7 protein-coding genes are annotated in these 7,044 nt (G+C 67.8%); 2 read left to right on the top strand and 5 right to left on the bottom strand.

All coding sequences use genetic code 11. The features are described 5' to 3' along the window. The 5 genes from ACTCB7_RS11410 to glcD all read right to left on the bottom strand — a co-directional run. Window positions 1–153: hypothetical protein (locus tag ACTCB7_RS11410; RefSeq protein ID WP_463006461.1), on the bottom strand; the 153-nt coding region annotated here is incomplete at its 3' end. Between the two features lie 75 nt (window positions 154–228). Next, window positions 229–630, bottom strand: coding sequence for a heme-binding protein (locus ACTCB7_RS11405; protein WP_463006768.1), 402 nt, complete (start codon window positions 628–630; stop codon window positions 229–231). Between the two features lie 92 nt (window positions 631–722). Further along, a complete protein-coding gene (glcF, locus tag ACTCB7_RS11400; RefSeq protein WP_163647640.1) occupies window positions 723–1,961 on the bottom strand; it encodes a glycolate oxidase subunit GlcF in 1,239 nt (412 codons plus the stop codon). Between the two features lies 1 nt (window position 1,962). Further along, a complete protein-coding gene (glcE, locus tag ACTCB7_RS11395) occupies window positions 1,963–3,078 on the bottom strand; it encodes a glycolate oxidase subunit GlcE (protein ID WP_463006767.1) in 1,116 nt (371 codons plus the stop codon). Window positions 3,079–3,087: 9 nt separating this feature from the next. Next, window positions 3,088–4,587, bottom strand: a complete 1,500-nt coding sequence (glcD, locus tag ACTCB7_RS11390; RefSeq protein ID WP_463006766.1) for a glycolate oxidase subunit GlcD — start codon at window positions 4,585–4,587, stop codon at window positions 3,088–3,090. Window positions 4,588–4,849: 262 nt separating this feature from the next. On the opposite strand from glcD, the gene glcC reads away from it, so the two are divergent. Both glcC and ACTCB7_RS11380 read left to right on the top strand, forming a co-directional pair. Continuing rightward, window positions 4,850–5,626, top strand: coding sequence for a transcriptional regulator GlcC (gene glcC, locus ACTCB7_RS11385; protein WP_463006765.1), 777 nt, complete (start codon window positions 4,850–4,852; stop codon window positions 5,624–5,626). A gap of 67 nt (window positions 5,627–5,693) precedes the next feature. Then, on the top strand, window positions 5,694–6,674 hold the full coding sequence (locus ACTCB7_RS11380; protein WP_463006764.1) for a bile acid:sodium symporter family protein: 981 nt from the start codon (window positions 5,694–5,696) through the stop codon (window positions 6,672–6,674). The last annotated feature ends 370 nt before the right edge of the window (window positions 6,675–7,044 follow it).

Here is a 7,044-nt window from a genome sequence, read left to right as displayed (position 1 = left end):
GCGGTTGGTGGGCGCGAGGTCGTGGACCAGGGCATCGACGCCGGCCCAGAAGGCCTCGGGGTCGACACCGGTGCCGGGCAGGGCCTCGTCGGTGATGAAACGGTCGAGTTCGGCGGCCACCTGCAGGCGGTGGCGGGTAACGCGGTCGGTCATGATCGGTCTCCTTGTCCGAGAGGTGCTGACGCACCGTCGGTGCGGGGCATCAGCGCCGTGGCGAAGTGAACGGCCTCAGGCCAGGGCGGCGACGCCGGCCTTGGCGACCTGCACGTCCTGGTCGGGCTTGACGCCGGACACGCCGACGCTGGCGATGACCTGACCATCCTGGATGACCGGCACGCCGCCGGACAGCAGAGCCTGCATCGGCGCGGTGGTGAAGGCGATGCGGCCGTTGTTGATCATCTCTTCGAAAGCCTGGGTTTCCTTGCGACCGATGGCGGCGTTGCGCGCCTTCTCGGTGGCCACGCCGGCGGAGAACGGCGGCGCGCCGTCCATGCGACGCAGGGCCAGCAGGTGGCCGCCGTCATCGGCGACGGCGATGGTCACCGCCCACTGGTTGGCCTCGGCTTCGCTCTGGGCGGCGTCGAGGATGGCGTTGACGCCCTTGAGTTCGAGTACGGCTTTGGTCTGCATGGTTGCTCTCCTTTAGTTTTTACTTAACTGGCGTTCCAGATGATTGACTATTTGAAGAAAAAGCGCTGTAAAGCGTCGCGAGCGCAGCCCGTTCAGGCCGGATTCAAGGCCTCGTCGACGATCTCGATCCAGTGTCGTACTGACGTCCGCCCCGCGCCGTCCAGATGGGTCTGGCAACCGATATTGGCGGTGACGATCAGTTCGGGGTTGCCGGCTTCCAGATTGTCCAGCTTGTTGTCGCGCAGCTGACGGGACAGCTCGGGCTGGGTGACCGAGTAGGTGCCGGCGGAGCCGCAGCACAGGTGGGCGTCCTGCACCGGGGTCAGCTCGAAGCCGAGGCGGGTCAGCACGCCCTCGACCGCGCCACCCAGCTTCTGGGCGTGCTGCAGGGTACAGGGGCAGTGGAAGGCCAGGCGCCGGCTCTCCTTGACGTCGAGGGTGTCGAGGGCCTCGTCGCGCAGGATTTCCGACAGGTCCCTGGCCAGGGCACTGACCCGCTGGGCCTTCTCGGCGTAGGCCGGGTCGTCGGCGAGCATGTCGGCGTATTCCTTGACGAAGGCACCGCAGCCGCTGGCGGTCTGGATGATCGCCTCGACGCCGTTCTCGATCGCCGGCCACCAGGCGTCGATGTTGGCACGCATGCGCGCGCGTCCGGCGTCCTGGGCGTTGAGATGGTAGTCGATGGCACCGCAGCAGCCGGCCTCGGGAGCGGGCGTCAGACCGATACCCAGGCGATCGAGCACCCGCGCGGTGGCCGCATTGGTGTTGGGCGACAGGCCCGGCTGCACGCAGCCTTCGAGAATCAGCATCTGGCGGGCGTGCTGCTTGCCGTCGGGGCGCTTGCCGGCGTCCACCGGGCGTGCCGGCATCTTGTCGCGGAGGGCGCCCGGCACCAGCGGGCGGAACGTCTGGCCCAGTGCCAGCAATGCCTTGAAACGCTGCGGATCGACCAGTGCCTTGCGCAGCCCCAGATGCAGGATGCGCTCCCGGGGCGTGCGACCGACGCGACGGTCGACCTCGGCGCGGCCGATGTCGAGCAGCTTGTGATACTCGACGCCGGAGGGGCAGGTAGTCTCGCAGTTGCGGCAGGTCAGGCAACGGTCCAGGTGGAGCTGGGTCTCCCGGGTGACCTGGTCGTCGTCATCCGGGCTCTCCAGCAGCTCCTTCATCAGGTAGATGCGCCCGCGCGGCCCGTCGCGCTCGTCACCGAGCAGCTGGTAGGTGGGGCAGGTGGCGTTGCAGAAGCCGCAGTGCACGCAGGTTCGCAGGACACGGTCGGCCTCGCGGATATGCGGTTTCGCCAGATCGGCGTCGGTGAACTGTGTCTGCATGTCAGAGACCCTCGTAAAGCCGGCCGGGGTTGAAGATGCCGTTGGGATCCAGCTTGGCCTTGAGCTGCCGGTGATACTTGGCCACGACCGGCGAGAGCGGCGTGAAGGGATCCCGGGCGCCACCCTGGGCGTGCGGCGTGTAGCAGGTGGCGTGACCGCCGGCCCGGGCGGCGGCTTCGCGGATCGTCTCGGCGTCGGCGGTCGCCTTCAGCCAGCGCTGGGCGCCGCCCCAGTCGTAGAGCATGTCGCCGTCCAGCGCCAGTGCCGGCGTGTTGTTGGGCAGCGAAAGGCGCCACAGGGCGCGGCCGTCGTCATCGCCGAAGAAGGCCAGGCGCTGCTCGCGCAGGTCGTTCCAGAACTCGGCCTCCAGGGTGTCGCCGCCCAGACGCTCGGCGGTGGCGGCCACCGAACTGGTGCCGCCTTCCAGGCGCAGGTGAAGGGCGCCGTCGTGCCAGGCGGCGGCGGTCAGCGGCAGCGGCTGACGGCCCCATTCGGCGAGGCGTTCCAGGGCCGTCTCGACGGGCATTTCCAGACGCAGGCTGCGCGTCGCGGCGGGGCGCGGCAGCACCTTGAAGGAGATTTCGGTCAACACGCCGAGGGTGCCCTGGGCGCCGACCATCAGCCGCGAGAGGTCGTAGCCGGCGACGTTCTTCATGACTTCGCCGCCGAAACGCAGCTGCTTGCCGTCGTGAGTGATCAGCCGGCAGCCGAGCACGAAGTCGCGCGCGGCGCCCGCCCAGGGGCGTCGCGGGCCGGAGAGGCCGGTGGCGACGGCGCCGCCGACGGTCGCATCCGGGCCGAAATGCGGGGGCTCGAAGGGCAGCCGCTGGCCCTCGGCGTCGAGGGCGGCTTCGAGCTCGGTGAGCGGCGTGCCGGCGCGCACCGAGACCACCAGTTCGACCGGGTCGTAGTGAACGATGCCGTGATGCTCGGTCAGCGACAGTGTCTCGCCCTCGACCGGGCGGCCGTAGAAAGCCTTGGTGCCGCCGCCGGCGATGCGTAGCGGTGTGGCATTGGCGTCGGCGCGGCGGACCTGCTCGCACAGCTGCTCGGCGATGTCCTGGCCGCGCTCGGCCTGAACGGGATGCGCGTCCTGTTCGTGATGGGTGCGGGTCATGATCGTTCCTCAGAAGCGCGGAAGGTCCGGGTGCGGCAGCTCGCCCTTGTGCACGTGCATGGCGCCGAATTCGGCACAGCGCTGCAGGGTGGGGATGTTCTTGCCGGGGTTGAGCAGCCGGCTGGCGTCGAAGGCCGACTTGACGGCGTGGAACACGGTCAGCTCGTCGGGCTGGAACTGGCTGCACATCTGGTTGATCTTCTCGCGGCCCACGCCGTGCTCGCCGGTGATGCTGCCGCCGGCCTCGACGCACAGCTCGAGAATCTTGCCGCCGACGTCCTCGGCCAGCTCCAGCTCGCCGGGCTTGTTGGCGTCGAACAGGATCAGCGGGTGCATGTTGCCGTCGCCGGCGTGGAAGACGTTGGCCACCGGCAGGCCGGACTCTTCGGAGAGCCGGGCGATGCCCATCAGCACGCGGGGCAGCTCGCGGCGCGGAATCGTGCCGTCCATGCAGTAGTAGTCCGGCGACATGCGGCCCACTGCGGGGAAGGCGTTCTTGCGCCCGGCCCAGAACCTGGCGCGTTCGGCGTCGTCGCGGGCCTGGGCGATGTCGGTGGCACCGGCGGCCTCGAGCACGCCGCGGACGGTGTTGCAGTCGTCGTCGACATCGGCCTCGACGCCGTCGAGCTCGCAGAGCAGGATCGCTTCGGCCTCGGTGGGGTAGCCGGCCTTGACGAAGTCCTCGGCGGCCTTGATCGCCAGCTTGTCCATCATCTCCAGCCCGCCGGGGATGATGCCGGCGGCGATGATGTCGCCGACCGCCTTGCCGGCCTTCTCGACGTCGTCGAAGCTAGCCATCAGCACCTTGGCACTTTCCGGCTTGGGCAGCAGCTTGACGGTGATCTCGGTGATCACGCCGAGCATGCCCTCGGAACCGGTGAACAGCGCCAGCAGGTCGAAGCCCGGGGCATCGAAGGCTTCGGAGCCGAGCGTCATGCGCTCGCCCTCGATGGTGATCACCTCGACGCGCAGCACGTTGTGCACGGTCAGGCCGTATTTCAGGCAGTGCACGCCGCCGGCGTTCTCGGCGACATTGCCGCCGATCGAGCAGGCGATCTGCGAGGAGGGATCCGGCGCGTAGTAGAGCCCGTGGGGCGCGGCGGCCTCGGAGATCGCCAGGTTGCGCACGCCGGGCTGGACCCGGGCGGTGCGGGCGTCGGGATCGACCTCGAGGATCCTGGCGAAGCGTGACATGACCAGCAGCACGCCCTGTTCCAGCGGCAGGGCGCCGCCGGACAGGCCGGTACCGGCGCCGCGGGTCACCACCGGCACGCCGAGCGCATGGCAGTGACGCATCAGGGTCTCGACCTGGTCGAGGGTGTGGGGCATGGCCACCAGCATCGGCATGACGCGGTAGGCGGACAGGCCGTCGCACTCGAAGGGACGCAAATCCTCCTCGCGGTGCAGCAGGGTCATGTCCGGCAGCGCCTGCTGCAGGTCATCCAGGACGGCGGCCTTGTCGACGCGGGTCAGTGCGCCGTCGAGCTGCTCGTCGTAGAGAATGTTCATCGCTCACTCTCCGTTCATCGCGCCGGCGAGTCGCCGGCCGGGGCAGTCACGGGGACCGGCACGGGAGCCCGTCCGGTTGTCGTGGTCCTCAATCTGCGCCTTCTCGCCGCGCCTGTCCAGTCTTTGGTATGCTGGTATGACCAGTAATTGGTCTAATTTATGAAAAGTGTTTCCAGTTATTCAATGTAAGCTCGAAGGGTGCCCCGGCATCCAATTTTCGAGCCTGACCCAAGGTCCGGACTACGGTTCGGAAGGAGCTGAGATGGTCGCCTATTCCACGCATCAGGGTAATCGTCGCATGGCCGACACGGTTGCCGCCCAGCTCGAGGAGCTGATCCTCGACGGGGTGATTCGTCCCGGCGAGCTGCTGCCCTCGGAGCGGCGCCTGTGCGACAAGCTGGGCGTGTCGCGGGCCTCGCTGCGCGAGGGGCTCAAGGTGCTGCGCGGCAAGGGCATCATCGAGACCCGCCAGGGGCGCGGTTCGGTGGTGGCCCGGTTGATTCCGCCACGCGATGACAGCCCGCTGATGCACCTGTTCCGCGATCATCCGCGCACCCTCTACGATCTGCTCGAGGTGCGCACGCTGCTCGAGGGCGAGTCGGCGCGGCTGGCGGCACTGCGCGGCACGCCGGCGGATCGGGTGATCATCACCCGGCGCTACGAGGAGATGGTCGACTACGTGCAGAAGGCCGACGAGATCGATGTAGAGCGTCTGGCGCGTTTCGATCATGGATTCCACCTGGCGATCTGCGAGGCGTCCCACAATCCGGTGCTGGTCTACACCCTGCAGGGCCTGACCGACCTGCTGCTGAGCTCGGTGTTCGCCTCGGTCAAGAACCTCTATCACCGGCCGGCGCCGCGCGAGCAGATCAATCGCCAGCACGAGCGGCTGTATCGGGCGGTGATCGATCAGGACGCCGATCGGGCAAGGGAAGCGGCGCTCGAGCACCTGGCGAGCATCGGCGACAACCTGCGCGAGATCGAGGCGGAGGACGAGCGGCTGGTGCGTTCGGCGATGCGCCTGGAGGCGTGGCAGTGAGCCCGTGACACGACGTCGGGGCGTCGGGCAGGCTATCATGGCGCCCTTTGACCCGACGGGAGTCGACATGTCCCTGCTTCGCCGCCTGCCGATCGATCGCTTTTTGCTGATGCTGCTCGGCGTCGTGCTGCTGGCCTCGCTGCTGCCGGTGCGCGGCGAGGCCGCCGAGGTCTTCGCCTGGCTGACCAAGCTGGCAATCGCCGCCTTGTTCTTCCTGCACGGCGCGCGGTTGTCGCCGCGGACCGTGCTCGAGGGGCTGGCTCACTGGCGGTTGCACGCTACTGTCTTTGCCGCCACCTTCCTGCTCTTTCCGGTGCTGGGCGCGCTCATCGCCTGGCTCTCCCCGGCACTGCTGCCGACCTCGCTGGCCATGGGCGTGATGTTCCTGTGCCTGCTGCCGTCCACCATCCAGTCATCGATCGCCTTCACCTCGATGGCCGGGGGCAACGTCCCGGCGGCGATCTGCTCGGCCTCGGCCTCGAACATCCTGGGCATGTTCATCACGCCGCTGCTGGTGGGGCTTTTGATGTCGGCGGAAGGTGGTGGTGTGTCGATGCAGGCGCTGGGCGCCATTCTGCTGCAGCTGCTGGCGCCTTTCCTGGCGGGGCAGCTGCTGCAGCGCTGGATCGGCGAGCGGGTCGTGCGCCACAAGGAGCGGCTGGCGCTGGTCGATCGCGGGGCGATCCTGATGGTGGTCTATCTGGCCTTCAGCGAGGCGCGGGTCGCGGGGCTGTGGGGGCAGCTGTCGCCCGCGGCGCTGGCGGTGATGGTGATCATCGACATGCTGCTTCTGGCGGCGGTGCTGGTCATCACCACCCTGGCCAGCCGCTGGCTGGGCTTTTCCCGGGAGGACGAGATCACCATCGTCTTCTGCGGCTCCAAGAAGAGCCTGACCAGCGGAGTGCCCATGGCGCACGTGCTGTTCCCGCCGGCGCTGATCGGCAGCATCATCCTGCCGGTGATGCTGTTCCACCAGATCCAGCTGTTCGTCTGCGCGCTGCTGGCCCGCCGCTATGCCCGCCGGGCGGAGGCCGCCCCGCCGCGATAGCTGCAACGCGGCCGAGCCGGTGAAAGACGTAGGAGTCGCCGGTGATTTTGTTGGCCTGCTATGGTTAAAAGCCTCTCCCACAATCGCTAGGCGGGATGGGCTTTCCCGGCGGCAAGGCTTCGCGAGGGCGCTGTAAACCCCTCCTTGGGCGCTACCTTTGCCATCCATGGCAAAGGACCCTCGCTTCGCCATGTTCCCCGGCGCCCATTATTCCGCGAGTTTGGGAACGAACTCTAGGCACTGTCTGAAAAGTCGACGAGCGAAGGTCAGACAAGGCAAAAATCAGCGAAAAAGCGGAGTTTACGGGGTGTAAATGAGCATTTTGAGCTGATTTTTAACGCAGTATGGCCGAGCGCAGACAGTTTTCAGA

This window comes from Modicisalibacter sp., assembly GCF_055145905.1.
The sequence above is the reverse complement of the archived record's forward strand: the minus strand, read 5'-3'. Positions and strand labels throughout refer to the sequence as shown.